We start from the raw sequence: 24,556 nt of genomic DNA on the forward strand, positions 1-24,556 counted from the left end.
ATCGCAATCATGGGTCAAGAAGTCATCCTCATCGTCATCGTCGTGGCGTTCGCGGCCTTCATGTTCTACAACAGCCGCAAGCGCAAGAAGCAGCAGTCCGAGCTCGCGACCAAGATGGTCCCCGGCGCGCGCGTCATGCTCTCGTTCGGCCTCTACGGCACGCTCCTCTCCGTCGACGACGAGAAGGTCACCGCCGACGTCGAGATCGCTCCTGGCACCATCGTGACCGTGCACCGTCAGACGCTCTCGCGCGTCGTCGACGACAGCGCGTCGGACATCGAGACCACCGCGACCCCGGAAGACGAGGCCAAGCCCGTCGCCGAGCTGAACGGTGAGCCCGTCTACGGCGAGCGTGCGGACGACGCCGAGCAGGCGAAGCGCAAGTCCGAGGACTGATCCGCTCACCCGCCCGGACACAACCGTGACCGGGCGGTGACACCCCTGCCGTCGGCGTGCGCGCCGTCGGTCCTGACAGAAAGACGAGACGACCGGTGGCACGATCGACACCCGTCAAGAAGGCGTTGCGCTCGCTCACCTGGTTGGTGATCATCATGGCGATCCTCGCTGGCCTGAACACGGCCGCGTCGATCCTGGCCAGCACCAGCAAGGACGACACGGGCAAGTGGTTCGAGGGAGCGAGCTGGGTCCCCGAGCTCGCCCTCGACCTGCAGGGCGGCACGCAGCTGACCCTGGCGGCGCAGAGCACCGACGGCTCGGCGGCCACGGCCGACCAGCTCAAGCAGGCGGTGGACATCATCCGCCAGCGTGTGAACGCCACCGGCGTCTCGGAGACCGAGATCAACCGCCAGGGTGCGAACAACATCGTGGTGTCGATCCCGGGCAAGCCGGACCAGCAGACCATCAACCGCATCGAGGCGGCGGCGAAGCTGACGTTCCGTCCGGTGCTCTACACCGAGGCGGCGACGGACACCGCGGTCGGTGACGGGTCGTCCTCGAGCGCATCGCCGACGCCGTACTCGCCGCCGGCGTCCCTCCAGGCAACGCCGAGCGCGAAGCCGACCAACGCGAGCGACCTGAACTGGGTCACGCCGAAGCTGCAGGACCTCTACACCAACTACAAGTGCACGGCCCCGGACGACGTCTCCTCGGCGCCCGACGACGAGCCGCTCGTCACCTGCGACCAGGACGGCGCGGCGAAGTACATCCTCGGGCCCGTCGAGGTCTCCGGCGCGAACATCAGCAACGCCACCTCGGGGCTCGCGACGTCCTCCCAGGGCACCACGACCGGCGAGTGGGCGGTCAACCTGACGTTCGACGGCACGGGCACCAAGGACTTCCGCACCGTCACGAACCGGCTCGTGTCGCTGACCGCGCCGCAGAACCAGTTCGCGATCGTCCTCGACGGCAACGTGATCACCGCGCCGTCGACGAACAGCGCGATCACGAACGGCAAGGCACAGATCAGCGGTTCGTTCACCGCGGAGTCGGCGAAGACCCTTGCGGACCAGCTGAAGTACGGCGCCCTGCCGATCAACTTCAAGGTGCAGTCGAACGAGAACATCTCGGCCACGCTCGGCAGCGCGCAGCTCATCGGCGGCCTCGTCGCCGGCCTGATCGGTCTGATCCTGGTCATCATCTACTCGGTGATCCAGTACCGGGCCCTCGCGTTCGTCACCGTGCTCTCGCTCGGTGTCGCCGCGACCCTGACGTACCTGGTGATCGCGATCATGTCGTGGCGCGTCGACTACCGACTGTCGTTAGCCGGCGTCGCGGGGTTGATCGTGGCGATCGGCATCACGGCGGACTCGTTCATCGTCTACTTCGAGCGCATCCGTGACGAACTCCGTGACGGCCGCGCGCTCGAGGGCGCCGTCGAGTCCGGCTGGAAGCGTGCGCTCCGCACGATCCTGGCGTCCGACTCGATCAACTTCCTCGCCGCCATCGTGCTGTACATCCTCGCGGTGAGCGACGTGAAGGGCTTCGCGTTCACGTTGCTGCTCACGACCCTGATCGACGTCGTGGTCGTGATCCTCTTCACGCACCCGATGCTCCAGCTCATCTCGCGCCGCCGCTTCTTCAACGAGGGACACCGGTTCTCCGGACTCGATCCATCGGCCCTCGGGGCGGTGTACCGCGGACGTGCCCAGTTCCGCGCACCCGTCGTGGACGGCAAGCGCCAGCGCAGCGCCGGTGAGGCGCAGCGACGACAGACCATCGCGGAGCGCAAGGCCGGCAACGGCGGCAGCGTGGACAACGGCGGCAAGCCGAACGGGAAGGACAGCTGATGGCGAGCTTCAGCCAGTTCGGGAACGACCTCTACACCGGCAAGCGGTCGTACGACATCGTCGGACGTCGCCGCCTGTGGTACCTCATCGCGATCGCCGCGATCGTCATCTCCCTCGCGGTGCCGTGGCTCCGCGGCGGCTACCAGCTCGGCATCGAGTTCACCGGCGGTTCAGAGTTCACGATCTCGGACGCCAAGAGCGTCGACCAGAACCTGGCGACGGACACGGTCGAGCGGATCGTCCCCGACGAGATCCCGCGCGTCTCGCAGCTCGGCACGCACGGCATCCGCGTGCAGACCGGGCAGCTCACGGACGCCCAGACCACCGAGGTCCAGCGTGCCCTCGCCGACGCCTACAAGGTGGACGACGGCCAGGTCGCCTCGACCTTCATCGGTGCGACCTGGGGTGCGGACGTCCTCGCGCAGGCCATCCGTGGCCTGGTGATCTTCCTCGCCCTGGCCGCCGTGTTCATGGCGCTGTACTTCCGCACCTGGAAGATGTCGCTGTCCGCCATGGTCGCGCTGCTCCACGACCTGCTGATCACCGCCGGCGTCTACGGCATCGTCGGGCTCGAGGTCACCCCGGCGGCGGTCATCGGCTTCCTGACGATCCTCGGGTACTCGCTGTACGACACCGTCGTGGTCTTCGACAAGGTGCGTGAGAACACCGCGATGGAGACCCACCGCACCTTCGTGCAGTCGGTCAACCTCGCCGTGAACCAGACGCTCGTGCGCTCGATCAACACCTCGGTCGTGGCGCTCCTGCCGGTCGGCGCGATCCTCTTCATCGGGTCGTACGTCCTCGGCGCCGGCACGCTCCGCGACATCTCGCTCGCGCTGTTCATCGGCATCATCGTCGGCACCTACTCGACGATCTTCATCGCGTCGCCGATGTACGCGCACCTGCGTGAGGGCGAGCCGAAGATCAAGGCGGCCGACGCCAAGAAGCAGGCGGCGGCGAAGAAGCGCGCCGAGGTCAAGGAAACGGCAGAGGCCTGATCGGCGATGGAGGAGATCAGCACCGAGGAAGCCCTGCGCCGCATCGCGGCCGGTTCGCGCCTGTACGACGTCCGCGAGCAGGGGGAGTGGGACGAGGTCCACGCTCCGCAGGCCACCCTCGTGCCGATGTCCGAGCTGACGGAGCGGTGGACCGAGATCGAGCCGACGGACGAACCGGCGATCATCGTCTGCCACTCCGGCATGCGGTCCGCCCGGGTCGTCGCGGCACTGACGCAGTCCGGCGTCCCCGCGGTGAACCTCGCCGGCGGCATGGTCGCGTGGGAAGCCGCGGGTGCGCCGGTGGAGCGCGCCGACGCCCAGCGCGAACGTGGTCACGAGCACTGACCGCACGCGCGTAGTCTGGTCCGATCAGTCCTGGGAGGCGCAGCATGACGGACATCCGTGAGTCCTCGAAACAGGACGACTCCGCGCCCAGCCGTCCGGGTGCCTCGGTCCCCGGGGCCAGCCCGCTGCCGTCGAGCCCGCCGCTCGGTCCGAACACCACGGGCAACCTCGGGTCGCTCCGGTCGCTGCTGCCGCGGCTGTTCTCCCGCGCACAGCCCGCCGGCGCCGTCGACACCCTCATCCGCACGGTCCGCTCGCACCACCCCAAGGCCGACGTCACGCTCATCGAGCGCGCGTACTCCGTCGCGGAGCGCGCCCACGACGGGCAGCAGCGGAAGTCCGGCGAGCCGTACATCACGCACCCGGTCGCGGTCGCGCAGATCCTGGCGGACCTGGGCATCGGGCCGATCACCATCGCTGCGGCGCTCCTGCACGACACCGTCGAGGACACCGACTACCAGCTCGACCAGCTGCGTCAGGACTTCGGCGACGAGATCGCGATGCTCGTCGACGGCGTCACGAAGCTCGACAAGGTCAAGTACGGCGACAGCGCGCAGGCCGAGACCGTCCGGAAGATGGTCATCGCGATGTCGAAGGACATCCGCGTGCTCGTCATCAAGCTCGCCGACCGCCTGCACAACGCGCGGACCTGGGGCTTCGTCGAGTCGGCCTCGGCCACACGAAAGGCCAAGGAGACGCTCGAGATCTACGCGCCCCTGGCGCACCGGCTCGGCATACAGATGATCAAGCTGGAGCTCGAGGACCTCTCGTTCGCGGTGCTGCACCCGAAGCTCTACGTCGAGATCGACAGCCTGGTGAAGGAACGGCAGCCGAAGCGCGAGCAGTTCGTGCAGAACGTCATCGGCACGCTCAAGAAGGACCTCAAGGCCGCGAAGGTCCGCGGCGAGGTCATGGGGCGGCCGAAGCAGTACTACTCGATCTACCAGAAGATGATCGTGCGCGGGCGCGAGTTCGACGAGATCTACGACCTGGTCGGCATCCGGGTGCTGGTGCCGACCGTCCGCGACTGCTACGCCATGCTCGGCTCGGTGCACGCGCGGTGGACGCCGCTGCCCGGCCGCTTCAAGGACTACATCGCGACACCGAAGTTCAACCTCTACCAGTCGCTGCACACCTCGGTCCTCGGACCCCAGGGGCGCCCGGTCGAGATCCAGATCCGCACCCACGAGATGCACCAGCGTGCCGAGTTCGGTGTCGCCGCGCACTGGAAGTACAAGCAGCGTGCCGCCGGCCGTGACGTCGACACGTCGAGCGCCACCGACCAGGACATGGCGTGGCTCGCCCACATCACCGACTGGCAGGCGGAGACCAGCGACCCCGGAGAGTTCCTCGACTCGCTGCGCTACGAGATCGGCGCGAAGGAGACCTACGTCTTCACCCCGCAGGGCAAGGTCATCGGCCTGCCCGCCGGCGCCACCCCGGTGGACTTCGCCTACGCCGTGCACACCGAGATCGGCCACCGCACCATGGGTGCGAAGGTCAACGGCCGGCTCGTGCCGCTCGAGAGCGCACTGTCGAGCGGTGACGTCGTCGAGATCTTCACGTCGAAGAACCCCGACTCCGGCCCCTCGCAGGACTGGCTGACCTTCGTCCGGAGCCCGCGCGCCCGGAACAAGATCAAGCAGTGGTTCACGAAGGAGCGCCGCGAAGAGGCGATCGAACAGGGCCGGGACGCCATCGCCCGTGCGATGCGCAAGCAGAACCTGCCGCTCCAGCGCATCATGAGCCAGGACTCCATCTCCGAGGTCGCCTCGGCGATGCGGTACGACGACGTCGCGGCGCTCTACGCCGCCATCGGTGAGGGGCACGTCTCCACCCAGTCCGTGATCGAGAAGGTCCTGGCCGGCGTCCAGACCGAGACCGAGACGGACGAGCCCGAGCTCGCGTTCCCGCGCCAGGTCACCAGCCGACAGCTGCGCAACAGCGACAGCGGCGTCCTGGTCCGCGGCGCGCCCGACATCCTGGTCAAGCTCGCCAAGTGCTGCACCCCGGTGCCGGGCGACCAGATCGTCGGGTTCATCACCCGCGGTCAGGGTGTCTCGGTGCACCAGGCGTCCTGCACCAACGTGAAGTCGCTGATGAACGAACCCGACCGCATGATCGAGGTCGAGTGGGCCCCGTCGTCGAAGTCGGTGTTCCTCGTCCAGATCCAGATCGAGGCACTCGATCGGTCGGGGCTGCTCAGTGACGTGACGCGCGTCCTGACGGACCATCACGTGAACATCCTGTCGGCGACCGTCTCGACCTCGTCCGACCGGCTGGCGCTGTCCCGGTTCGTGTTCGAGATGGGCGACACCACCCACCTCGACCGCGTGCTGAACGCGGTGCGACGCATCGACGCGGTGTACGACGTGTACCGCGTCAGCGCCGGCTGAGCGGAACGGGACCGGTTCCGCGCGACGCCGCTGTCGCTGTCGGCGACGCCGACACAGCTGTCGTCGTCGCCGCGGCATCGAGCTCCGCGAGCCGGCGCTCGGCCTGCCGCACCATCGGCACGGTCCCGAGCCGATCGAGCCGTTCACGGACCTGGTCGACGGTGACACCGCACACGGCGAGGAGCCCCGACACCGCTTCCGTCCGGTCGGCCCAGTCGCGAGGGCCGGCGGCACGGAGCAGGTCGAGCGCCGCGCGCAGGGGAGTGGTCACGGTCGTGCCCGCGACCAGGACGAGGTCCTCGTCCTCGATCGCGATCTCCCGGATCCGCTCGCCGCCCCCCTGACGGACCCGCTCCCCGGCGCGGACGCAGGCGTCGTGGGGGAGTGGCGGCCGGGAGCGGGCGCCCCAGATCCACGCGGCGCTCCGCCCCGAGGCGATGACCCGGCCGTCACCCACGCTCCAGGCGAACGACCCCGCACGGAGCGCCGGGTCGTGCGGTTCGGCGACGGACGCCCAGCACGCGCCGACGGGCATCAGGTCGCCCGCGAGCACGGCGGCGCGCAGTTCGGCTTCCGGCCAGTCGTCGACGGTGACGAGGCGGGAGGCAGGCACCCGCACATCTTGCCGCACCCACCCGTGCCCCACCCAACCCTGTGGAGAGCGCCGCGCCGACCCCCGGTGAGATCGCGCTCCGTGTCGGTTGCGGGAGCGCGAGGCGACACGAAGTGCGATCTCACCGAACGACGGGCCCGGGCGCCGGGCGCCGGGCGCCTCAGCGCAGGACGTGCGCGCGGTGCACCAGGGCGGCCGCGCCGATGAGCGGGCCGTCCTGCGACAGGCCGGTCGGGACGATCCGCACCTTGGTGACGAAGCCGAACTCGACGCGCTCCGCGACTGCCTGCCGGGCGTACTCGAACAGGTCGGGCGTGACGTGCGAGAACCCGCCGCCGATCGCGACCACCTCGAGGTCGACCAGCGACGTCGCCGAGGCGATCGCCTGCCCCAGCGCCCGCCCACTGCGCTTGACCGCGGCGACCGCGATCTCGTCCCCTGCGGCGTACGCGGCCGACAGCTCCTCGCCGGTCGTCCCGGCGAACCCCTGTCGCTGCGCCCAGGCGACGGTCTTCGGACCGCTGGCCACGGCCTCCAGGCAGCCGGTGCCGCCGCAGGCGCACGGGTCGTCGTACCCACCGCACTCGACGTGACCGATGTGCCCGGCGTTCCCGGTCGGACCGCTGACGGTCCGGCCGTGCAGGATCAGCCCGCCACCCACGCCGGTGGACACGATCATGCCCATCACGTGGTCCGAGCCCTGCGCCGCACCGAGCCAGTGCTCGGCGAGCGTGATCGCCAGGCCGTCCATGCGCAGCGTGACCGGCGTGCCGTCCGGTACGTGCGCCGCGACGCGGTCGCGGAGCGGGTACCCGCGCCAGACCGGCATGTTGAGCGGAGAGACGAGTCCGTGCTCCTCGTCGACCGGACCGGCCGACCCGATCCCGACCCCGGCGAGGGTCGCGCCGGCCGGCAGCGCACCGAGCGCGCTGGTCACGGCCTCGTCGACCGCGGCCTGCAGTTCCTCCGAGGACCGCTGCGGCCCGGTGGGGCTGCGGAACCGGCTGCCGGGCAGGACGACGCCCTGGTCGCTGACCAGGGCGGCTTCCACCTTGGTGCCGCCGAGGTCGACGGCGAGGGCGAGTGCCCCGGCCTGGTCGGCGATGGGTTCCGTGTTCGACATGCGCGCTCCGATGCGACGGTCTGGAGGCCCGGTGCGGCCCCGTCACGCGGCGTCGCGCCCGGGACGCACTCCGGATCAGTGCGGGTGGTGGGTTGGCAGGAGGGTGCGGCTCAGTGGCCCGCCGGCGGCGCGCCGTGGCACGCCGGCCGATCGCTCAGTACGAGCTGGTGTCGTCGCCGGCACCGGAGGCGGTGCCGGTCTCGACGCGGTGGGCGACCTCGTCGAGGATGCGTGCCGAGGCGCTCGTGCCGATGCGGTCTGCACCGGCCTGGACCATCTCGACGAGGGTGTCGAGCCCGCGGACGCCGCCGGAGGCCTTCACGCCGGTGTCCGCACCGACGGTCTCGCGCATCAGGGCGATGTGCTCGGCGGTGGCGCCTCCGCCGGCGAACCCGGTCGAGGTCTTCACGAACGCCGCACCACCCGCGACGGCAGCGCGGCTGGCGGCGACGATCTCGTCGTCGGTGAGGAACGCGGTCTCGAGGATGACCTTCACCACGGTGTCACCGGCGGCGTCGACGACCGCGCGGACGTCCTGCTGGACCCGGTCCCAGTCGCCGGACTTCGCGGCGCCGATGTTCTGGACCATGTCGAGCTCGAACGCACCGTCGGCCAGGGCCTGCAGCGACTCGGCGACCTTGGCCTCGGTCGAGGTGGTGCCGTGCGGGAAGCCGATGACCGTCCCGACGCCCACGCCCGTGCCCTTGAGACGCTCGACGGCGTGACGGACGTCGCTCGGCCGCACGCAGACGCTGAACACCCGGTAGGTGGCGGCTTCGTCGAGCTGCGCGTCGACGGCGGAGCGGGTGAGTTCCGGCTTCAGGATCGCGTGGTCGATGAGTCGACGGACTGCGTCGGCGGTGACGGGGAAGGCTGCGTTGTCCACCCGACGAGCCTACCCTCAAGGGGCACGGCGTACCGTGCCCCGCATGCGCGTCCTCGTCACCGGGGCCACCGGCTACATCGGCGGTCGTCTCGTTCCCCGTCTCCTCGAAGCAGGACACTCCGTCCGGGTGCTCGTCCGCACCCCCCAGAAGCTCGACGACGTGCCCTGGCACGACGACGTCGACATCGTGCAGGGCGACCTGCAGGACGCCGACGCCGTGGCCACCGCGGTCGACGGCATCGAGGCGGTCTACTACCTCGCGCACGCGATGGGCGCCGACGGCGACTTCGAGTCCGCCGAGCGGAAGGCCGTCGAGACCATGGCGTCCGCAGCGCGGGCCGCGGGCGTGCGCCGCTTCGTCTACCTCGGCGGGCTGCACCCGGACGGTGAGCTCTCGAAGCACCTGCGGAGCCGGAAGGAGGTCGGCGACGTCCTGCTCGGCTCGGGTGTCTCGACGATCGCGTACCAGGCCGGCGTCGTGATCGGTTCCGGCAGCACCTCGTTCGAGATGATCCGCCACGTGACCGACGTCCTGCCCTGGATGCCCGCGCCGAAGTGGGTCCGCAACCGGATCCAGCCGATCGCCGTCCGGGACGTCCTCTACTACCTGGTCGCGGCGCTCGACATCCCGGACGACGTCAACCGCACGTTCGACATCGGCGGCCCGGACGTGCTCCGGTACGGCCAGATGCTGAACGGCTACGCGGTCGAGGCGAAGCTGCCGCAGCGCCCGATCTCCTCGTTGCCGGTCATGACGCCGGGGCTCGCCGCGCACTGGTTCAACGCCGTCACCCCGATCCCGCGCAAGCTCGCGACGCCGATCATCGAGTCGCTGCAGTTCGAGTGCGTGCAGCGCGAGCACGACATCGACGACGTCGTGCCGCGGCCGGAGGGTGGCCTGACGTCGTACCGCCGGGCGGTCCGCCTGGCCCTGACCAAGATGCGGTCGGGGGAGGTGCAGACGAGTTGGCGCAGTGCCACGCTCTCCAGCACGCCGGCTGATCCGCTGCCGAGCGACCCGGACTGGGCCGGCCACACCGTCTACGTGGACGACCGGCACCGTCACAGTGCCGCACCGCCGGAGGCCGTCTGGAGCGTCGTCGAGTCCATCGGCGGCGAGAACGGGTGGTACTCGTTCCCCCTGGCCTGGGTCGCACGCGGGTGGATGGACAAGATCGCCGGTGGTGTCGGACTGAACCGTGGTCGCCGCGACCCGAAGCGCCTCGAGCAGGGCGACGCACTCGACTGGTGGCGTGTCGAACGGCTCGAGCGTGGCCACTACCTCCGCCTCCGCGCCGAGTTCAAGTCACCGGGCCGTGCGTGGCTCGAGATGACCGTGACCCCGACGGACGACGGCGGCTGCGACTACCACCAGCGGGCGCTCTACTTCCCGCAGGGGCTCGCCGGACGCCTGTACTGGTACTCGATCCTGCCGTTCCACGGGGTCATCTTCCCGGGCATGGTGGAGCGCATCACGGCCCGCGCCGAGCGCGAGGCGCACCGCACCGACTCGACGCAGGCCAACAGCACGCACCAGAATGGGTCCCGCACGCCGGAGCACGAGGAGGCAGCATGAGCGACGACGAACGCGGCACGATCCTGTTCCTGGGGGACAGCATCACCGCCGGCGGGTCCTGGGACGAGCGGCTGCCGGGCGAACAGACCCTGAACCACGGCATCAGCGGCGACACGACCGACGGCGTCCTCGAGCGCCTCGACGCCGTCGTCGCGGCGGCGCCGGACGAGATCGTGCTGCTCATCGGCACGAACGACTTCGGCAACCACCGCAAGAGCGCCGAGCACGTGGTGCGGAACGTGGAGACGATCCTCGTGACGCTCCGCCGCGAGCTCCCCGGCGTCCGGCTGCTCCTGGTCTCGATCCTGCCGCGCCAGGCCGAGTTCACGCCCCGCATCGAAGAGGCCAACCGTCACCTCCGCCAGTTCGTCGCCACCTGCCACGCGCAGTACCTCGACGTGTGGCCGGCCCTCGCCGACGGCGACCACCTCGCGGACCGGTTCACCGAGGACGGACTGCACCTCACCGACGAGGGCTACCAGGCGTACGTCGCCGAACTGGTGCCCGCGCTCGAACGGCTGCGCGGACTGCCGCCGATGTCCCGCCCGATCACCGCGATCGAACTGGACGAGGCCTCCGCCTGATGGCGGCTCGGAAGGGGCGGCCCCCGGTCGGGTCGTCGTTCGGAGCGGCCGCGTCCTCGGCGCGTCCCGCCCCGGCGGCGACGACGGCTCCCGCGTTCACCCGCCCGGCGCTGGCACCATCGCTGCTCGCGGCCATCGTGCTGCTGGCCTGCATCGCGTTCCTGGACGCCTCGGCGTTCGTCTTCGTGCGCTGGGGGATCACCGTCCTGGCGCTGATCGTGCTGGTGTTCTGCATCCGTGGCCGCTCCTGGTGGACCGCCGTGCTGATGGCCGCCGTCGCGGTCTGCTGGAACCCGCTCGTCACCGTGCCGATCCCCGGGCAGGTCTGGGCGGCGCTGCAGGTCGTCGCCGCCGCGCTGTTCATCGTGGTCGGCATCGTCGTCAAGGTGCCCCGGACGGCGGAAGCACCGCCCGCCCGGTAGGATCGGCAGCGTCGGGCACGCTGCCCGACCACACGAGACGAAGGGCATGGATGAGCAACGAGACCGAGCCGGTGACCGAGAGTCCTCTGCTGAACCCTCGACCGTCCTCCGGCGGTCTCGATCGATCCGACGTCGTGCTCCGCAAGGGGCGCTTCACCCTGCTGAACGGCCATCTGACGCCGCAGCAGTCCATGATCGAGGACCTGCTCTTCCTCGACGACGCGCTCACCGCCGCGGACGTCGACCACCTGCTCATCCGCGGGAACGACCAGCGCCCCGTCATCGCCCTCGACGAGCGGGACCGGCAGCGCGCCGAGTCCGCCGTGATGGACGCCGCCGTCGGTGAGCCGTTCTACGCGAAGCCGCCGGGGAAGCCCGCGGTGCTCGTCGTCGACGACGGCTTCGGCTCCCCGGACGACCTGGTCCTGCGCGTGTTCCGTCCGCGCCTCGAGCCCCTCGGCCGCCTGCGCTACGGCGCCGAGACGAGCGTCCAGATGGAGTTCTGGCGGGTGACGGACACCGAGGTCCTCGCGCCCGTCGAGAACGCCCTGATGCGCCGCAGCCTGCCGATCGACGAGTTCGTCCTGGTGGACATCGAGCGCTACGGCCGCACCTGGCGCACCGTCGAGCACATGTTCGACGACCACGTCTCGGACATCCGCTTCCCGATCGACATCGTCTTCTCGTGGGTGGACGGCAACGCGATCGAGTACCAGCGCGCCCGCCAGGCAGCGCAGTCGTCCGCCGTCCTGGGGGAGGGCGACGACGCCCCAGCCCGGTTCCGGCAGATCAACGAGCTCAAGTACGCGCTGCGCTCGGTGTACATGTACGCGCCGTGGGTCCGCACGATCTACATCGCGACCGACTCGCCCGCACCGTCCTGGCTCGCGGACCACCCGCGCGTCCGGATCGTCCGCAGCGAGGAGTTCTTCGCCGACCCGTCCGTCCTGCCGACGCACAACTCGCAGGCCGTCGAGTCGCAGCTGCACCACATCCCGGGCATCAGCGAGCACTTCATCTACTCGAACGACGACATGTTCTTCGGCCGGCAGGTCGACCCGTCGGTGTTCTTCAGCCCCGGCTCCGTGACGAAGTTCATCCTCGCCACGACCCGGATCGGCCTCGGCTCGAACAACCCGGCTCGCAGCGGCTTCGAGAACTCCGCGCGGGTGAACCGCCGGCTCCTCGCGCAGCGGTTCGGCGCGGTCACGACGCGGCACCTCGAGCACGCGCCCACCCCGCTCCGCGCGAGCATCATGACCGAGATGGAGCACGAGTTCGCGGACGAGTTCGCGGCGACCGCCGGTTCCCGGTTCCGTGCGGCCGAGAACATCTCCGTGACGAACTCGCTGTACCACTACTACGCGTTGCTCACCGGTCGCGCGATCGTGCAGGAGAACGCGCCCGTCCGCTACATCGACACCACGATGCTGTCCGGGCTCCGCGCACTCGAGGACCTGCTGAAGAAGCGCAACGTCGACTTCTTCTGCCTGAACGACGGCAGCTTCCCCGAGGTCAGTGACGACGAGCGCACCTCGCGCGTCACCGACTTCCTGGAGCGCTACTTCCCGTTCCCGGCCCCGTGGGAGCACCCGGACGCGTAGCGCGCTGGCGCTGAGATCGCACTTCGTGTCGGGTCCGTCTCGGACGACCCGACACGATGTGCGATCTCAGCGGGATGGGGCACCGTGCGTACGCCTGCGTCAGCGGTGGACGGGGGAGACCGGGACGGAGTCGAGCGTGAAGACCGGGATGCTCGAGGTCACCGGTGCCGGCTCGACCGCGGCGGGGATGACGACCCCGGCGGCAGCGAGTCGGGCGTCCGTCTGCTCGGAGGACACCGGCTCGCCGACCGTGGCGTACTGCCCGATCGGCACGACGGAGTGCACGACGTTGTGGCCGTACACGTGCACGAGGTTGAACGACTGCGCTCCGTCGCGGCCACGTGTCCCGCCCTGGAACTCGTTGAGGTCCTGCGTGTAGCACGTGGCACTCGCCACGGAGACGGGGATGCCCGCGAACACCGCACTCGTCGAGTAGTGCAGGTGCCCCGCGATGATCGCCAGGATGTCCGATCCCTCGACGACCTCGGCAAGGGCCTGCTGCTCCCGGAGCTCCACCAGGACGGTCAGGTCTTGCACGCTCGGCACCGGCGGGTGGTGCATGGCGAGGATCGTGCCGTGCGGAGCGGCCTCGGAGAGCACCTCTGCGAGCCAGTCCAGCTGTTCCGGGGTCACGATGCCGTAGTGCTCGCCCGGGACGCTGGTGTCGAGCGTGACGACGCGCAGGCCGTTCACCTCGTACACGAAGTCCACCGGGCGGTCGGTGGGGTGCAGCCCGAACAGCTCCTGACGGAACGCACCGCGCTCGTCGTGGTTGCCCATCGCCCAGATGACTTGTGCGCCGATGCGCTCGGCGGCCGGTTCGATGATCCGACGGACACGGGCGTACGCACCCGGTTCGCCCTTGTCGGCGACGTCCCCGGTGATGATGATCGCCTCCGGTCGGGCACCGGATGCCTCGATCTCGTCGACGATCTGCGACAACCGTGCGGCCGAGTCGACGTCCCCGTAGAGGTCGCCGTCACCCGCGATGAGGTGGGTGTCGCTGAGGTGGAGCAGGAAGTGGTTCGGCCTGGGGTGCTCGGCCGTCCGGGATTCCATCGGGTTCTCATTCCGTTGGTGGGTCCCTCGGGGGAGGAGCCCGTTCCAGATGCGTGGTGCAACACGATGCCACACCGTCCTGGACGAGTCCAGCACGCCCCCGTGAATCACGGGTGAACCGAAGACGGCGTGGCACGAAACAACCCCCACCACATCGTGGCGGGGGTTGTTTCGTCGTACTGGTTCCTAGTGGCCGGCGCCGACCTGCGGGGCCTGGTGCGTGCCCTCGAGGTCCGGGCCGTGGTGCGCGGCGTGCGCAGCCTCGAGCTCGGCCTTCGAGACCGGGGCGATGCGGTCCTCGAAGAAGAAGCGCGACATGCCTGCGCGGATCTTCTGCACCGAGGTGATCTGCCCCTTGGCGTTCGGGCGGATCATGAGCGGCTTGTACTCGTTGAACTGCAGGAGCTTCCAGCGCTCGTACTCGTCGAGCTGCTCGTGGACCTCGATGTACTCACCGTGCGGGAGACGGACGATGCGGCCCGACTCGTACCCGTGGAGGACGATCTCGCGGTCCTTCTTCTGCAGCGCGAGGCACACGCGCTTGGTGATCCAGAAGGCGACGAACGGGCCGAGGACGGTCGTGGCCTGGATCACGTGGATCACGTGGTCGATCGACACCAGGAAGTGCGTCGCGATGATGTCCGAGCTCGCCGCTGCCCAGAGGCTGGCGTAGAGCGTGACACCGGCAGCGCCGAACGCGGTGCGGGTCGGGGCGTTGCGGGGACGGTCCGCGATGTGGTGCTCACGCTTGTCGCCGGTGACCCACGCCTCGATGAAGGGGTAGATGAAGATCGCCAGGATGAGCCCGACGAGCACCGCGATCGGCACGAGGATGTTGAACGACACCGTGTAGCCGAACCACACGACCTCCCAGTGCGGGGGCACCAGTCGGAGCGCGCCGTCCGCGAAGCCGATGTACCAGTCGGGCTGGGTACCGGCGGACACGGGGGACGGGTCGTACGGGCCGTAGTTCCAGATCGGGTTGATCGTGAACAGCGACGCGATGAGGGCGAGGATGCCCGCGACGATGAAGAAGAAGCCGCCGGCCTTCGCGGCGAACGCCGGGAGGATCGGGACGCCCACGACGTTGTCGTTGGTCTTGCCGGGGCCCGCGTACTGCGTGTGCTTGTTGACCACGACGAGCACGAGGTGGACACCGAGCACCGCGACCAGGATCGCGGGGAGCAGCAGGATGTGCAGCGTGTACAGACGCCCGACGATCGCGGTTCCGGGGAACTCACCGCCGAACAGGATGTACCCGATCCAGACGCCGATCACCGGGACGCCCTCGATCATGCCGACGATGATGCGGAGACCGTTGCCGGAGAGCAGGTCGTCGGGGAGCGAGTAGCCGGTGAAGCCCTCGGCCATGGCCAGGACCCACAGCACGAAGCCGAAGACCCAGTTGAGCTCGCGGGGCTTGCGGAAGGCGCCGGTGAAGAACACGCGGGCCATGTGCAGCATCACCGAGGCGACGAACAGCAGGGCCGCCCAGTGGTGGATCTGCCGGACGAAGAGACCGCCGCGGATGTCGAACGAGATGTTCAGCGTCGACTGGAGTGCCGTCGACATCTCCACGCCCTTGAGCGGGACGTAGGAGCCGTTGTAGACGACCTCGGTCATGGAGGCACCGAAGAAGAACGTCAGGAACGTGCCCGAGAGCAGGATCACGACGAAGCTGTACAGCGCGACCTCACCGAGCATGAAGCTCCAGTGGTCGGGGAAGATCTTGCGACCGACCTCTTTCACCAGGCCGGAGATGCTGGTGCGCTCGTCGATGTAGTTGGCGACCCCGCCGATGATGCGGGACCCACGCTCCGGGGCGGGCTTGGTGCTCGCCGTGTTCGGTGCGTTCGTGGTGGTGGTGCTGGTCATCAGCGTTCACGCTCCCAGAAGGACGGTCCGACCGGCTCGTGGAAGTCGCTCTGCGCAACCAGGTAGCCGTCGTCGTCGATCGCGATCGGAAGTTGGGGGAGGGGGCGAGCCGCCGGGCCGAAGGTGACCTCGCAGTTGTTCGAGACATCGAACGTCGACTGGTGGCAGGGGCACAGCAGGTGGTGCGTCTGCTGCTCGTAGAGCGCGACCGGGCATCCGACGTGGGTGCAGATCTTGGAGTAGGCAACGATACCGTCGTAACCCCAGTTCTCGTGGCCCTTCGACGGGTTGAGGTCCTTCGGGTCGAGGCGCATGAGCAGCACGGCTGCCTTCGCCTTCTCCTCGAGCATGTCCTCCTTGTCGAGGAGGCCGTCCGGGATCACGTGGAAGACCGAGCCGATGGTGACGTCCGAGGCCTTGATCGGCAGACCCGTCGGGTCCTTCGTCAGGCGCGTGCCCTTCGCCCACATGGTGTGGCGGAGGAGCTCGTTCGGGTCGGCAGCCGGGGCGAGGTCGCGGACCAGCACGATGCCGGGCAGCGGGAACGCCGCGAGTGCACCGATCATCGAGTTGCGGATCAGCTTGCGACGGCTGAAGCCGGACTCCTTGTCGGCGAGCTGGAAGGCCTCGACGGCCTTCGCGCGGGTCGCGTCGGTGCCACGCGTGGGGTGGCGCTGCTCGCTGATCTCGCGGTCGGAGACCAGGGACTTCGACCAGTAGACCGCGCCGATGCCGAGGGCGAGCAGCGCGAGCGAGATGGCCAGCCCGAGGAACAGGTTGGCGGTGCGGACCGTGCCGAAGTCGTCGGACTTGATCGGGAACGCCACGTACGCGGCGATCGACAGGACGCTGCCGACGATCGAGAGGTAGAAGAACGTCGCGACCTGGCGCTCGGCCAGCCGCTGCTTCTTCGGGTCGACGTCGGTGCGGCGCGCGCGGTGCGGCGGCTCACCCGGGTTCTCGAACGGTTCCGCGGGCAGGACCGCGGTGCCGGCCGGCACCGTGGTGCCGTGCTTCTCGACAGCCGAGGACGAGTTCAGCGCCTCGTCGTCGTGCTCTGCCATGGTGTTCCCTTCAGTGTCGTGCGACACGGACGATCAGTTGGACTTCGCGGTCAGCCAGACGGTCATCGCGACCACTGCGCCGAGTCCGAAGATCCAGATGAACAGACCCTCTGCCACCGGGCCGAGGGCGCCGAGGCCGAAGCCACCGGGCGAAGCGTTGTCCTGCACGTACTTGAGGTACGTGATGATGTCGGCCTTCTGCTGCGGCGTGATGTTCAGGTCGTTGAACACCGGCATGTTCTGCGGGCCCGTGACCATGGCCTCGTAGATGTGCTTGCCCGTGACGTTCGTCAGGTTCGGCGCGTACTTGCCCTCGGTCAGTGCACCACCGGCACCGGCGACGTTGTGGCACATCGCGCAGTTGATGCGGAAGAGCTCCGCACCCGCGGCGGCGTCACCGTCGGAGCCGTCGGTGAGCGACGTGGAGGGGATCGACGGGCCGGGGCCGAGCGAGGCGACGTACGCCGCGAGGGCGTCGACCTGCGCATCGGTGAACTGCGACGGCTTCTCCTCGGCCTGGGGGCCCTGGGCCGCCATCGGCATGCGGCCGGTCCCGACCTGGAAGTCGACCGACGCGGCGCCGACACCGATGAGGGACGGGCCCTCGCTGGTGCCCTGCGCGGACAGACCGTGGCACGTGGCGCAGTTGGACGCGAAGAGCTTCTGCCCCTCGTTCACCTGCGACTGGCTCGCGGCAGCGACGGTGGTGGTGCTGCTGTCGTCGGCGGAGGCCGTGGAGCTGAACAGCGCGTACGCACCGCCGGTGGTCATCAGACCGACGACGATGAGCGAGACGGTCGCCAGCGGGGAGCGGCGGCCCTTCTTGGACTTGGTTCTGTTGAACATGCGGTGGGTGCTGTCCGATTCCTACTTGAGAAGGTAAATGACGGCGAAGAGGCCGATCCAGACCACGTCGACGAAGTGCCAGTAGTACGACACGACGATGGCCGTGGTGGCCTCCTTGTGGCCGAAGTTCTTCGCGGCGAAGCCACGGCCGAGCGTCAGGAGGAAGGCGATCAGACCACCGGTCACGTGCAGGCCGTGGAAGCCGGTGGTGAAGTAGAACGCCGAGCCGTAGGCGCTGGAGGAGAGCGTGATGCCCTCGTGCCAGAGGTTGGCGTACTCGAAGATCTGGCCGCAGACGAAGATCGCGCCCATGCAGTACGTGACGAAGAACCACTCCGTCATGCCCCAGTCGCGCGGGTTCCAGCTCGTGCGGTGCACCTGGAAGCGCTCGGCGGCGAACACCGCGAACTGGCAGGCGAAGCTGGAGAGGACCAGCACGATCGTGTTCACCGAAGCGAACGGCACCTCGAGGTGGGCGGTCTCGGTCGCCCAGAGCTGGGGTGAGGTGCTGCGCAGCGTGAAGTAGATCGCGAACAGGCCGGCGAAGAACATGACCTCGCTGCCCAGCCACACGATCGTCCCCACGGCAACGGGGTTCGGCCTGTTGAGGACCGTACCGCTGGCTGGTCTGGAGAGAGGGGTGCTTGTCACAGGGTCCATTATGGCCGAAACCACCGACAGTGTTTTGCCAGGCAACTGGCGGGTCGTTCGAAAACAGTACGATCGCGGGTATGTCTGACGTTCTCTCCTGGCCAGCCGTCATCAGTGCGCTCATGGCGCGCGAGGACCTGACGATCAGGCAGTCCACATGGGCCATGGAGGAGATCGTGCACGGGCGCGCCACCGACGCCCAGATCGCCGCCTTCGCCGTGGCCCTCCGCGCGAAGGGCGAGACCGTCGACGAGGTCGTCGGGTTCCGCGACGCCATCCTCGAGGCCGCGGTCCCGCTGGACGTCGACCCGATGGCGCTCGACATCGTCGGCACGGGCGGCGACGTCGTCGGCACGGTGAACGTCTCGACGATGGCGGCCGTCGTGATCGCCGCGGCGGGTGTGCCGGTCGTCAAGCACGGCAACCGGGCCAGCTCGTCGAAGTCGGGCTCCAGCGACGTCCTCGCCGCACTCGGCCTCGACCTGACGATGGACGCCGAGCGTGTCGCGGACACGTTCCGGCGTGTCGGTCTGACGTTCGCGTTCGCGAGCGCGTTCCACCCCGGCTTCGCGCACGCCGCGCCGGTCCGCCGTGAGATCGGCGTGCCGACCGTGTTCAACTTCCTCGGCCCGCTCGTGAACCCCGCACGGTGCGAGGCGAACGCCGTCGGTGTGGCCCAGCTCGAACTCGTGCCCATCATCACCGGCGTGTTCCAGACGCGTGGCGCGACGGCGTTGGTGTTCCGCGGCGACGACGGCCTCGACGAACTCACGACGACCGGGCACAGCCACATCTGGGAGGTCACCGGCGGCCGCGTGACCGAGCACGACCTGGACCCCCGCGACCTCGGCATCGCCCGTGCCCGGATGGAGGACCTGCTCGGTGGCGAACCCGCGGAGAACGCCGCGATCGTCCGGCGTGTCCTGGCGGGGGAGACCGGTCCGGTCCGCGACATCGTGCTCCTCAACGCGGCAGCTGGTCTGGTCTCGTTCCGCCTCGCCGAGGACCCGGAGCAGTGGGACCGACCGATCCTGCAGCGCTTCCGCGAGCAGCTCGTCGTCGCGGCCGAGGCGATCGACTCCGGCGCCGCCGAGCGCAAGCTCGCCGACTGGGTCGACGCGACTCCCGTCGCGGAGACCGGCGCCCTGGACCACTGACAGGAGGCCCGGTGCCGGTCCCGGGGACCGGCACCGGGCCTCCCGGCTGGTGCCTTGCGTCAGATGACGACTACTGGACGTCCTCGTCGACCCAGTCGAAGGTCTTCGTGACGGCCTTCTTCCAGAGGCGCAGCGTGCGGTCGCGCTCCGCGGCGTCGAGCTGCGGCTCCCAGCGCTGGTCCTCCTGCCAGTTGGCACGGAGCTCGTCGAGGTTCGCCCAGAAGCCGACCGCCAGGCCGGCCGCGTAGGCGGCGCCGAGCGCGGTGGTCTCCGCGACGACCGGCCGGACGACCGGCACGTCGAGGATGTCCGCCTGGAACTGCATGAGCTCGTTGTTGGCGGTCATGCCGCCGTCGACCTTGAGCTCCGTCAGGTCCACACCGGAGTCCGCGTTCACGGCGTCGAGGACCTCGCGGGTCTGCAGCGCCGTCGCCTCCAGGGCCGCACGCGCGATGTGGCCCTTGTTGACGTACCGCGTCAGGCCGACGATGGCGCCGCGGGCGTCCGGACGCCAGTACGGCGCGAACAGGCCGGAGAACGCCGGCACGAAGTAGACGCCGCCGTTGTCGTCGACGGTCTTGGCGAGCGCCTCGACCTCCGGGGCGCTCTGGATGAGGCCGAGGTTGTCGCGGAGCCACTGGATGAGCGATCCCGTGACGGCGATCGACCCCTCGAGTGCGTAGTGGGTCTCCTGGTCGCCGAGCTTGTAGCCGACGGTCGTCAGCAGCCCGTTCTCGGAGCGGACGATGTCCGTGCCGGTGTTGAAGATCAGGAAGTTGCCGGTGCCGTAGGTGTTCTTCGACTCGCCCTTGTCGAACGCGGCCTGGCCGAACGTGGCGGCCTGCTGGTCACCGAGGATGCCGGCGATCGGGACCTCGCGCAGCAGGTTCGACGACTCGACGTGCCCGTATACCTCGGAGGAGCTGACGATCTCCGGGAGCATCGACTTCGGGACACCGAAGTCGGCGAGGATGTCGTCGCGCCACTGCAGCGTCTCGAGGTCCATGAACAGCGTGCGGGACGCGTTCGTGACGTCGGTCTTGTGCACGCCGCCGTCGACGCCACCGGTCAGGTTCCAGAGGACCCAGGTGTCGGTGGTGCCGAAGAGCAGGTCCCCGGCCTCGGCCTTCTCACGCGCGCCCTCGACGTTCTCGAGGATCCACATGATCTTGGTGCCGGCGAAGTAGGTCGCGAGGGGCAGACCGACGACCGACTTGTAGCGGTCGGTGTCACCGTCGGCGAGCTTGTCGACGATCGACTGCGTGCGGGTGTCCTGCCAGACGATCGCGTTGTAGACGGCCTTGCCGGTCGTCTTGTCCCACACGACCGCGGTCTCGCGCTGGTTCGTGATGCCGACGGCGGCGACGTCGTGCCGGGTGATGTCGGCACGGGACAGGGCCTGGCCGATCACCTCACGGACGTTGTCCCAGATCTCGGCGGGGTCGTGCTCGACCCATCCCGCACGCGGGAAGATCTGCTCGTGCTCCTTCTGTCCGACGGAGATGATCGAACCGGAGTGGTCGAAGACGATTGCACGGGTGCTGGTCGTGCCCTGGTCGATGGCGACGATGTAGTCGGCCATTGGTGCTCCTTACGGGTGTTCGGTGCTGCGGCCGGCCCCGGCGTTGGGGCCTGCCGACGTGGACGGGTGTGGGATCAGGCGAGGGGGAGCAGTGCGTACGACAGACCTGCCGCGATCGCACCACCGACGAGCGGGCCGACGACCGGCACCCAGGCGTAGGCCCAGTCGCTCGAGCCCTTGCCCTTGATCGGCAGGAAGGCGTGCGCGATGCGGGGGCCGAGGTCACGGGCAGGGTTGATCGCGTACCCGGTCGGGCCACCGAGGGAGACACCGATCGCGATCACGAGGAAGGCCACCGGGATGGCGCCGAGCTCGGACGGGGTCTTGCCGTTCGTGAACGCGATGACCACGAACACCAGGACGAAGGTGCCGATGATCTCGGTGACGAGGTTCCAGCCGTAGGAGCGGATCGCCGGGCCGGTGGAGAAGACGCCGAGCTTGGCGGCCGGGTCGGGCTCCTCGTCGAAGTGCTGCTTGTAGGCGAGCCAGACGATGACGGCACCGATGACCGCACCGATCAGCTGTGCGAGCCAGAAGAGGAGCATCGCGCCGACGGTGATGTTGCCGAGGATGGCCTGGGCGAGGCTCACGGCCGGGTTCAGCTGGCCGCCGGACTTGTACGAAACGGTGACGCCGGCGAAGACCGCGAAGCCCCAACCGATCGTGACCATGAGGAAGCCTGCGCCGAAGCCCTTGGACTTCTTGAGCGACACGGCGGCGACGACACCGCCACCCAGGATGATGAGCATCGCGGTGCCGACGAGCTCGGAAAGGAACTTGACGCCGATGTCGTCCATCGGTGACCTCCATTGCGCTGGTTGGGGGTTCCGATGCTGCTCGGCACTCCCCATCGAGTGATTGTGGCGAGCATACTGCCGGGAATTTGCGGCGGGCGATGGACACGGAACTGTTCTGCACGAATCTGCACGAACGTGCATGGGGAGTGTGCGTTCGGGCATCCGGTGCCCGGTTCGTGACGGTTGCTCGGTGCACGAACGTGCAGGTCCGGGGAACGCACGCCCGATGTAGCCTGGCCCCACTCCGGACGGCGTCGGCGGTGTGCAGGCCTCGTCCGGGCGTCGAACCCGTGGAGGCCCCGTCATGAAGAAGCTCATCAACGACCCGCAGAACGTCGTCATCGAGACCGTGCGCGGGTTCGCCCAGGCGCACGCGGGAGACGTCGTCCTGGTCGAGGACCCGATCCACCTGCACCGCGCGGATGCCCCGGTCGCCGGCAAGGTCGGGATCGTCAGCGGAGGCGGCAGCGGGCACGAACCGCTGCACGCGGGCTTCGTCGGCCACGGCATGCTCGACGCCGCGGTCCCGGGGCCGGTGTTCACCAGCCCGACACCGGACCCGATCGTCGCCGCGACCAAGGCCGTCGACGGCGGGGCCGGCGTGCTGCACATCGTGAAGAACTACACCGGCGACGTCCTCAACTTCGAGACCGCGGCCGAGCTCGCCGGGATGGACGACATCCGCGTCGAGTCCGTCGTGGTCGACGACGACGTGGCCGTGCAGGACTCGCTCTACACGGCCGGCCGTCGCGGCGTGGCCGGCACCGTCGTCGTGGAGAAGTGCGCCGGGGCGGCCGCCGAGCGCGGTGACGACCTGGACGCGGTCGCGGCCGTCGCCCGCCACGTCAACGACGTCACGCGCTCGATGGGCCTGGCGATCGCGCCGGGCACCGTGCCGCACGCGGGTGAACCGTCCTTCACGCTGGGGGACGACGAGGCCGAACTCGGCATCGGCATCCACGGCGAACCCGGCCGCGAGCGCATCGCGATGGCGCCGGTGGACGCCCTGGTCGACCGCGTGCTCGAACCGGTCCTCACCGACCTCGACGCGCCCGCCGGCTCGCGCCTGCTGCTCCTGGTCAACGGAATGGGCGGCACACCGCTCTCCGAGCTCTACATCGCCTACCGACGCGCCGCCGAGGTCCTGGCGGACCGTGGGTACGAGGTCGCGCGTAGTTTGGTGGGCGACTACGTCACGTCCCTCGAGATGCAGGGGTTCTCGATCACCGTCACGGTGCTCGACGACGACCTCATCACCCTCTGGGACGCACCGGTCGAGACCCCGGCACTGCGCTGGGGCCGCTGACACCGACCGGCCGGCACCGTCCGGCCGCCGATCCGGGCCGTGCTCGGCCCGCAGGAAGGAACACCAATTGGCGCTCGACACCGCATGGGCCATCGACTGGGTCCGACGCACCGCCGCGACGATCGACGAGCACCGGGCGGAGCTCGTGACGCTCGACCGCGAGATCGGTGACGGCGACCACGGCGAGAACCTCGACCGCGGCTTCCGCGCCGTGCTCGAGGCCGTCGACGGCGGGTCGTTCGACACGCCGGGTGCGGTCTTCAAGACGGTCGCCACGAAGCTCATCTCCACGGTCGGCGGCGCTGCCGGCCCGCTGTTCGGCACCGCGTACCTCAAGGCCGCGCAGGCCGCCGGCGACGCCGCGGAGCTCGACGCGGACACCCTCGTCGCGGTCCTCACGGCCGCCAGGGACGGCGTCGTCTCGCGCGGCAAGGCCACCGTCGGCGACAAGACGATGATCGACGCGTGGACCCCGGCGGTCGACGCGGCCGCCACCGCGGCACAGGCCGGGGAGTCCCCGGAGCGCGTGCTCGCCGCCGCTGCGGACGCCGCCGTCACCGGTGCCGAGTCGACCGAGCCGCTCGTGGCGCACAAGGGCCGTGCGAGCTACCTCGGCGAACGCGCCGTCGGGCACCGTGACCCCGGCGCGCAGTCCACGGCCTATATCCTCCGCGCCGCGGTGGACGCGGCGTGACCGTCGGGATCCTGGTCGTCTCGCACAGCGCGGCGATCGCGTCCGGCACCGTGGAACTCGCCCGGCAGATGGCCGCCGACGTGCAGCTCGTCGCGGCCGGCGGGACGGACGACGGCGGGATCGGGACCTCGTTCGAAGCGATCACCGCGGGCATCGAGGAGCTCTCGGGAGCCGACGCGGTCGTCGTCCTGTGCGACCTCGGCTCGGCCTACCTGACCACGGACACGGCGCTGGACTTCCTCGACGACGAGCTCCGGTCGCGGGTCCACGTCTCGGACGCCCCGATCGTCGAGGGAGCGGTCGCGGCCGCGGTCGCGGCCCAGACCGGCGGTGACGTCGATGCGGTGCTGGCAGCCGCGGCGTCCGCCGCGGCCTCCGAGACGTCCGAGGCGGACGCGGGTGCGGCCTCCAGTCCGGTTGCGTCGCACCCGACGGGAGGCCCGGTGCCGGTCGACGGCGCCGGCCCCGCTGACGACGTGGCCGCGTCCGTGACGGTGGAACTCGTCAACGAGACCGGTCTGCACGCCCGACCCGCCGCCGACTTCGTGAAGACCGCCGCGAGGTACGACGCGGCGGTGCGCGTCAACGGCGTCGACGCGAAGAGCCTGCTCGGGATCATGGCGCTCGCGCTGCCCAAGGGCGCGACCGTGACGATCGAGGCCAGTGGCGACGACGCGCAGGACGCGGTCGACGCGCTCGAGGAACTCGTGCGCTCCGGCTTCGGGGAGTGAC

23 protein-coding genes are annotated in these 24,556 nt (G+C 69.5%); 13 read left to right on the top strand and 10 right to left on the bottom strand.

What is annotated here, in order from left to right; all coding sequences use genetic code 11:
• Nucleotides 1-9 precede the first annotated feature (9 nt).
• The 5 genes from yajC to ACIPJY_RS02540 all read left to right on the top strand — a co-directional run bounded on the left by yajC (nt 10) and on the right by ACIPJY_RS02540 (nt 5,985).
• A complete protein-coding gene (gene yajC, locus ACIPJY_RS02520; protein ID WP_400459868.1) occupies nt 10-396 on the top strand; it encodes a preprotein translocase subunit YajC in 387 nt (128 codons plus the stop codon).
• Nucleotides 397-491: 95 nt separating this feature from the next.
• Complete coding sequence (gene secD, locus ACIPJY_RS02525) at nt 492-2,246, top strand: protein translocase subunit SecD (protein ID WP_400459865.1); 1,755 nt, start codon at nt 492-494, stop codon at nt 2,244-2,246.
• Nucleotides 2,246-3,244: a protein translocase subunit SecF gene (secF, locus tag ACIPJY_RS02530; RefSeq protein ID WP_400459862.1), complete on the top strand. Its 999-nt coding sequence runs from the start codon at nt 2,246-2,248 to the stop codon at nt 3,242-3,244. Before secD ends, secF begins: the two co-directional genes overlap by 1 nt.
• Before the next feature lie 6 nt (nt 3,245-3,250).
• Nucleotides 3,251-3,589 carry a rhodanese-like domain-containing protein gene (locus ACIPJY_RS02535; protein WP_400459859.1) on the top strand — a complete coding sequence of 113 codons (339 nt, stop codon included), beginning with the start codon at nt 3,251-3,253 and terminating at the stop codon, nt 3,587-3,589.
• Between the two features lie 44 nt (nt 3,590-3,633).
• Nucleotides 3,634-5,985 carry a RelA/SpoT family protein gene (locus tag ACIPJY_RS02540; RefSeq protein ID WP_400459856.1) on the top strand — a complete coding sequence of 784 codons (2,352 nt, stop codon included), beginning with the start codon at nt 3,634-3,636 and terminating at the stop codon, nt 5,983-5,985.
• On the opposite strand, the gene ACIPJY_RS02545 is transcribed toward ACIPJY_RS02540, so the two are convergent.
• The 3 genes from ACIPJY_RS02545 to deoC form a co-directional block, all read right to left on the bottom strand.
• Nucleotides 5,972-6,598 carry a hypothetical protein gene (locus tag ACIPJY_RS02545; RefSeq protein ID WP_400459853.1) on the bottom strand — a complete coding sequence of 209 codons (627 nt, stop codon included), beginning with the start codon at nt 6,596-6,598 and terminating at the stop codon, nt 5,972-5,974. The genes ACIPJY_RS02540 and ACIPJY_RS02545 overlap by 14 nt on opposite strands.
• A 160-nt stretch (nt 6,599-6,758) precedes the next feature.
• Nucleotides 6,759-7,721, bottom strand: a complete 963-nt coding sequence (locus ACIPJY_RS02550) for an ROK family protein (protein WP_400459850.1) — start codon at nt 7,719-7,721, stop codon at nt 6,759-6,761.
• Between the two features lie 154 nt (nt 7,722-7,875).
• The gene (deoC, locus tag ACIPJY_RS02555) at nt 7,876-8,607 is read right to left on the bottom strand and encodes a deoxyribose-phosphate aldolase (RefSeq protein WP_400459847.1); all 732 of its coding nucleotides are present in this window, start codon (nt 8,605-8,607) and stop codon (nt 7,876-7,878) included.
• A 43-nt stretch (nt 8,608-8,650) separates the two neighbouring features.
• Here deoC and ACIPJY_RS02560 point away from each other — a divergent pair, with 43 nt between their 5' ends.
• The 4 genes from ACIPJY_RS02560 to ACIPJY_RS02575 are packed head-to-tail and all read left to right on the top strand — an operon-like array spanning nt 8,651 to nt 12,793.
• A complete protein-coding gene (locus ACIPJY_RS02560; RefSeq protein ID WP_400459844.1) occupies nt 8,651-10,183 on the top strand; it encodes an SDR family oxidoreductase in 1,533 nt (510 codons plus the stop codon).
• Nucleotides 10,180-10,767: a GDSL-type esterase/lipase family protein gene (locus ACIPJY_RS02565; RefSeq protein WP_400459841.1), complete on the top strand. Its 588-nt coding sequence runs from the start codon at nt 10,180-10,182 to the stop codon at nt 10,765-10,767. Before ACIPJY_RS02560 ends, ACIPJY_RS02565 begins: the two co-directional genes overlap by 4 nt.
• Nucleotides 10,767-11,189 (top strand): DUF6804 family protein, encoded by a 423-nt coding sequence (locus tag ACIPJY_RS02570; RefSeq protein ID WP_400459838.1) that lies wholly within the window; start codon nt 10,767-10,769, stop codon nt 11,187-11,189. Before ACIPJY_RS02565 ends, ACIPJY_RS02570 begins: the two co-directional genes overlap by 1 nt.
• A gap of 50 nt (nt 11,190-11,239) precedes the next feature.
• A complete protein-coding gene (locus ACIPJY_RS02575) occupies nt 11,240-12,793 on the top strand; it encodes a stealth conserved region 3 domain-containing protein (protein ID WP_400459835.1) in 1,554 nt (517 codons plus the stop codon).
• Between the two features lie 99 nt (nt 12,794-12,892).
• On the opposite strand, the gene ACIPJY_RS02580 is transcribed toward ACIPJY_RS02575, so the two are convergent.
• The 5 genes from ACIPJY_RS02580 to ACIPJY_RS02600 form a co-directional block, all read right to left on the bottom strand.
• Complete coding sequence (locus ACIPJY_RS02580) at nt 12,893-13,852, bottom strand: phosphodiesterase (protein WP_400459832.1); 960 nt, start codon at nt 13,850-13,852, stop codon at nt 12,893-12,895.
• A gap of 186 nt (nt 13,853-14,038) precedes the next feature.
• Entirely contained in the window at nt 14,039-15,727 is a 1,689-nt protein-coding gene (locus ACIPJY_RS02585; protein WP_400459829.1) for a cytochrome bc complex cytochrome b subunit, read from the bottom strand.
• Nucleotides 15,727-16,791, bottom strand: a complete 1,065-nt coding sequence (locus ACIPJY_RS02590) for a Rieske 2Fe-2S domain-containing protein (protein WP_400459826.1) — start codon at nt 16,789-16,791, stop codon at nt 15,727-15,729. The genes ACIPJY_RS02585 and ACIPJY_RS02590 overlap by 1 nt, the downstream gene beginning before the upstream one ends.
• Nucleotides 16,792-16,824: 33 nt before the next feature.
• Nucleotides 16,825-17,637 (bottom strand): c-type cytochrome, encoded by an 813-nt coding sequence (locus ACIPJY_RS02595; RefSeq protein ID WP_400459823.1) that lies wholly within the window; start codon nt 17,635-17,637, stop codon nt 16,825-16,827.
• Nucleotides 17,638-17,658: 21 nt separating this feature from the next.
• Nucleotides 17,659-18,297: a heme-copper oxidase subunit III gene (locus ACIPJY_RS02600; RefSeq protein WP_400459820.1), complete on the bottom strand. Its 639-nt coding sequence runs from the start codon at nt 18,295-18,297 to the stop codon at nt 17,659-17,661.
• A gap of 71 nt (nt 18,298-18,368) precedes the next feature.
• Between ACIPJY_RS02600 and trpD the strand changes: the two genes are divergently transcribed.
• On the top strand, nt 18,369-19,445 hold the full coding sequence (gene trpD / locus ACIPJY_RS02605) for an anthranilate phosphoribosyltransferase (protein ID WP_400459817.1): 1,077 nt from the start codon (nt 18,369-18,371) through the stop codon (nt 19,443-19,445).
• Between the two features lie 70 nt (nt 19,446-19,515).
• On the opposite strand, the gene glpK is transcribed toward trpD, so the two are convergent.
• Nucleotides 19,516-21,027, bottom strand: a complete 1,512-nt coding sequence (gene glpK / locus ACIPJY_RS02610) for a glycerol kinase GlpK (protein ID WP_400459814.1) — start codon at nt 21,025-21,027, stop codon at nt 19,516-19,518.
• Nucleotides 21,028-21,101: 74 nt separating this feature from the next.
• A complete protein-coding gene (locus ACIPJY_RS02615) occupies nt 21,102-21,824 on the bottom strand; it encodes an MIP/aquaporin family protein (RefSeq protein WP_400459811.1) in 723 nt (240 codons plus the stop codon).
• A gap of 304 nt (nt 21,825-22,128) precedes the next feature.
• On the opposite strand from ACIPJY_RS02615, the gene dhaK reads away from it, so the two are divergent.
• The 3 genes from dhaK (at nt 22,129) to dhaM (ending at nt 24,555) form a co-directional block, all read left to right on the top strand.
• Nucleotides 22,129-23,130: a dihydroxyacetone kinase subunit DhaK gene (gene dhaK, locus ACIPJY_RS02620; RefSeq protein ID WP_400459808.1), complete on the top strand. Its 1,002-nt coding sequence runs from the start codon at nt 22,129-22,131 to the stop codon at nt 23,128-23,130.
• A 67-nt stretch (nt 23,131-23,197) separates the two neighbouring features.
• Nucleotides 23,198-23,824, top strand: coding sequence for a dihydroxyacetone kinase subunit DhaL (gene dhaL, locus ACIPJY_RS02625; RefSeq protein WP_400459806.1), 627 nt, complete (start codon nt 23,198-23,200; stop codon nt 23,822-23,824).
• The gene (gene dhaM / locus ACIPJY_RS02630; protein WP_400459803.1) at nt 23,821-24,555 is read left to right on the top strand and encodes a dihydroxyacetone kinase phosphoryl donor subunit DhaM; all 735 of its coding nucleotides are present in this window, start codon (nt 23,821-23,823) and stop codon (nt 24,553-24,555) included. The genes dhaL and dhaM overlap by 4 nt, the downstream gene beginning before the upstream one ends.
• Nucleotide 24,556 lies beyond the last annotated feature (1 nt).

Source organism: Curtobacterium sp. NPDC090223 (assembly GCF_044746585.1).
GTDB lineage: Bacteria > Actinomycetota > Actinomycetes > Actinomycetales > Microbacteriaceae > Curtobacterium.

Bases quoted from the DNA above. Each gene is read 5' to 3' on its own strand.
- yajC (WP_400459868.1), top strand. From the start codon at position 10: ATGGGTCAAGAAGTCATCCTCATCGTCATCGTCGTGGCGTTCGCGGCC.
- secF (WP_400459862.1), top strand. From the start codon at position 2,246: ATGGCGAGCTTCAGCCAGTTCGGGAACGACCTCTACACCGGCAAGCGG.
- ACIPJY_RS02535 (WP_400459859.1), top strand. From the start codon at position 3,251: ATGGAGGAGATCAGCACCGAGGAAGCCCTGCGCCGCATCGCGGCCGGT.
- ACIPJY_RS02540 (WP_400459856.1), top strand. From the start codon at position 3,634: ATGACGGACATCCGTGAGTCCTCGAAACAGGACGACTCCGCGCCCAGC.
- ACIPJY_RS02550 (WP_400459850.1), bottom strand. From the start codon at position 7,721: ATGTCGAACACGGAACCCATCGCCGACCAGGCCGGGGCACTCGCCCTC.
- ACIPJY_RS02560 (WP_400459844.1), top strand. From the start codon at position 8,651: ATGCGCGTCCTCGTCACCGGGGCCACCGGCTACATCGGCGGTCGTCTC.
- ACIPJY_RS02565 (WP_400459841.1), top strand. From the start codon at position 10,180: ATGAGCGACGACGAACGCGGCACGATCCTGTTCCTGGGGGACAGCATC.
- ACIPJY_RS02570 (WP_400459838.1), top strand. From the start codon at position 10,767: ATGGCGGCTCGGAAGGGGCGGCCCCCGGTCGGGTCGTCGTTCGGAGCG.
- ACIPJY_RS02575 (WP_400459835.1), top strand. From the start codon at position 11,240: ATGAGCAACGAGACCGAGCCGGTGACCGAGAGTCCTCTGCTGAACCCT.
- ACIPJY_RS02580 (WP_400459832.1), bottom strand. From the start codon at position 13,852: ATGGAATCCCGGACGGCCGAGCACCCCAGGCCGAACCACTTCCTGCTC.
- ACIPJY_RS02585 (WP_400459829.1), bottom strand. From the start codon at position 15,727: ATGACCAGCACCACCACCACGAACGCACCGAACACGGCGAGCACCAAG.
- ACIPJY_RS02590 (WP_400459826.1), bottom strand. From the start codon at position 16,791: ATGGCAGAGCACGACGACGAGGCGCTGAACTCGTCCTCGGCTGTCGAG.
- ACIPJY_RS02595 (WP_400459823.1), bottom strand. From the start codon at position 17,637: ATGTTCAACAGAACCAAGTCCAAGAAGGGCCGCCGCTCCCCGCTGGCG.
- ACIPJY_RS02600 (WP_400459820.1), bottom strand. From the start codon at position 18,297: ATGGACCCTGTGACAAGCACCCCTCTCTCCAGACCAGCCAGCGGTACG.
- trpD (WP_400459817.1), top strand. From the start codon at position 18,369: ATGTCTGACGTTCTCTCCTGGCCAGCCGTCATCAGTGCGCTCATGGCG.
- glpK (WP_400459814.1), bottom strand. From the start codon at position 21,027: ATGGCCGACTACATCGTCGCCATCGACCAGGGCACGACCAGCACCCGT.
- ACIPJY_RS02615 (WP_400459811.1), bottom strand. From the start codon at position 21,824: ATGGACGACATCGGCGTCAAGTTCCTTTCCGAGCTCGTCGGCACCGCG.
- dhaK (WP_400459808.1), top strand. From the start codon at position 22,129: ATGAAGAAGCTCATCAACGACCCGCAGAACGTCGTCATCGAGACCGTG.